Here is a 2,279-nt window from a genome sequence, read left to right on the forward strand (position 1 = left end):
GCGTCGCGCGCTACGTCGTACGACGCCTCAGCTGAGGTGCACGCCGATCTCGGCGGCAGCCACGGCCCCGTAGGACTCCTCGACCCGCGCGAGGAACTCCGCGTGGGTGAAGGAGTACTCCTGGGTGCCGACCGTCTCGACCACGTAGGCGGCCAGGACGCAGCCGACCTGGCAGGCACGCTCGTGGCCCAGGCCCCAGGTCAGCGCGCCGAGGAACCCGGCACGGAACGCGTCGCCGACTCCGGTGGGCTCGATCGCGGTGACCCCGGACGCAGCCTGGACGACGAGGGTCTCCAGGCCCTTGCCCGTGACACGCACGCCGTCCTTGCCGAGCGTGGTGACCTGGACGCCGACGCGGTCGAGGACGTCGTCGGAGGACCACCCGGTCTTCTGCTCGATCATGTGCGACTCGTACTCGTTGGAGAACAAGTAGGCCGCGCCCTCGATGAGGTCGCGGATCAGCTCGCCGCCGCTGAAGGCCAGCTGCTGGCTCGGGTCGGCGATGAACGGGTAGCCGCGCTGACGGCACTCCTGGGTGTGACGGAGCATCCCGTCGGGGTCGTCGGCGCCGATGAGCACGAAGTCGGGCTCACCCACGCGGGCCACGATGGGGGCCAGCTCGATCTGGCGGGCCTCGCTCATCGCCCCGGGGTAGAACGACGCGATCTGCGCGCCGGTCGGGTCGGTGGTGCAGACGAAGCGCGCCGTGTGGCGGGTCTCGGAGATGTGGACGGCGCTGCAGTCGACGCCGTGGCGCTCCAGCCAGGAGCGGTAGTCGGCGAAGTCCTCGCCGGCGGCGCCCACCAGGACCGAGGTGAGCCCCAGGCAGCCGAGGCCGAAGGTCATGTTGGGTGCGACGCCTCCGCGTCGGATCTCGAGGTCGTCGACGAGGAATGACAAGGACAGCTTGTCCAGCTGCTCCACGACGAGGGAGTCGGCGAACTTGCCGCCGAAGGACATCAGGTGGTCGGTGGCGATCGATCCGGCGATCAGAAGAGACATGGCGCCGAGACTACCGAGCGGTAGCGCTGGGTGTACCCATCGGTAGCCCCTAGCGTCGGAGCATGACCTCCTCCTACGACGACCTCTCGTCCCCTGCCGAGATGCTTGCCGACGGTCGCGCGACCAGCAGCCACCTGCGCCTCGAGCAGGCTGCGCGACGTGCCACCCGCCCCGCCCCCAGCCTGTACTTCGACGAGCAGCCGGCCGAGCAGGGCAAGCGTCAGATCCAGATCGACGAGGCCGCGGCGCGCCTGGCTGCCGCCGTCCACTTCCACCTGGACTGAGGCTGGACTGACGCTGGCCTGAGGCTGGCTGACACCGGACTGAGGTACGGGACTTTCCCGGGCCCTCCCGAGACCTCCTGAAAACGCGAGAACCCCCGCCGTCCTCGGCGGGGGTTCTCGTGTGTCTGAGCTCAGTTGAACGAGTCTCCACAGGCGCACGAGCCGGTGGCGTTGGGGTTGTCGATCGTGAACCCCTGCTTCTCGATGCTGTCGACGAAGTCGATCTCGGCACCGTTGAGGTAGGGGACGCTCATCCGGTCGACGACGACGGACACGCCGTCGAAGTCGGTGACGACGTCGCCGTCGAGGGTGCGCTCGTCGAAGAACAGCTGGTAGCGAAGCCCGCTGCAGCCGCCCGGCTGGACGGAGATGCGCAGCTGAAGGTCGTCGCGACCCTCCTGCTCGAGGAGGCTCTGCACCTTGGCTGCCGCCACCGCACTCAGGTTGATCTGGTCGGTACGGCGCTCCGTGGTGGTGTCGACCTGCTCGGTCATGTCGGTGACTCCCAAGGATTGAAGGTTGGTGATCGTGCTACAGACCCAATCGTCTCACACCGGGGGTTATTCCAGCTCTCCGCGCGACCAGGTGCGTGCGACCCGCTCCGCCAGCGCCGCCAGCGAGCCTGCGGGTTCCCCGAAGGCACGCTCCTCCCCCACGAGGTCGACCAGCGAGTACGCCGACTCCACGCCGAGGGCGCGCATCTCGCGTGAGCCGACCAGGACCTGCCCGGCGAGCGCGACGCACGGCCGAAGGGCCTCCTCGGCGATCGCGGCGACGCCGTAGGGCACCTTTCCGGAACGACTGGAGAAGTCGAAGGCTCCCTCGCCGGTGATGACCAGGTCGGCGGCCCGCGCGCGCTCGGCCAGCCGCACGGTGCTCGCGACGAGCTCGATGCCGGGCTCGCGTCGGGCCCCGAGGCAGAGCAGCGCGAACCCGATCCCGCCCGCCGCCCCGGCGCCCTTCTCGAGCGAGAGCCGTCGGTCGGTGGCCACG

At 69.6% G+C, this 2,279-nt stretch carries 4 protein-coding genes; 1 reads left to right on the forward strand and 3 read right to left on the reverse strand.

Annotated features, from left to right (window positions below):
* Nucleotides 1–27 precede the first annotated feature (27 nt).
* Nucleotides 28–1,002, reverse strand: a complete 975-nt coding sequence (locus VOI19_RS18325; RefSeq protein ID WP_323794378.1) for a carbohydrate kinase family protein — start codon at nucleotides 1,000–1,002, stop codon at nucleotides 28–30.
* Between the two features lie 62 nt (nucleotides 1,003–1,064).
* Here VOI19_RS18325 and VOI19_RS18330 point away from each other — a divergent pair, with 62 nt between their 5' ends.
* On the forward strand, nucleotides 1,065–1,286 hold the full coding sequence (locus VOI19_RS18330; RefSeq protein ID WP_323794379.1) for a hypothetical protein: 222 nt from the start codon (nucleotides 1,065–1,067) through the stop codon (nucleotides 1,284–1,286).
* 131 nt (nucleotides 1,287–1,417) lie between these two features.
* Here VOI19_RS18330 and erpA read toward each other — a convergent pair whose 3' ends face one another.
* Together erpA and VOI19_RS18340 are read right to left on the reverse strand one after the other, a co-directional pair.
* Complete coding sequence (erpA, locus tag VOI19_RS18335; RefSeq protein ID WP_323794380.1) at nucleotides 1,418–1,780, reverse strand: iron-sulfur cluster insertion protein ErpA; 363 nt, start codon at nucleotides 1,778–1,780, stop codon at nucleotides 1,418–1,420.
* A gap of 66 nt (nucleotides 1,781–1,846) precedes the next feature.
* Nucleotides 1,847–2,279 (reverse strand): glycerate kinase (locus tag VOI19_RS18340; protein ID WP_323794381.1); only part of this gene is annotated, 433 nt, incomplete at its 5' end.

It is taken from the genome of Nocardioides sp. (genome assembly GCF_034670285.1).
Lineage (GTDB): Bacteria > Actinomycetota > Actinomycetes > Propionibacteriales > Nocardioidaceae > Nocardioides.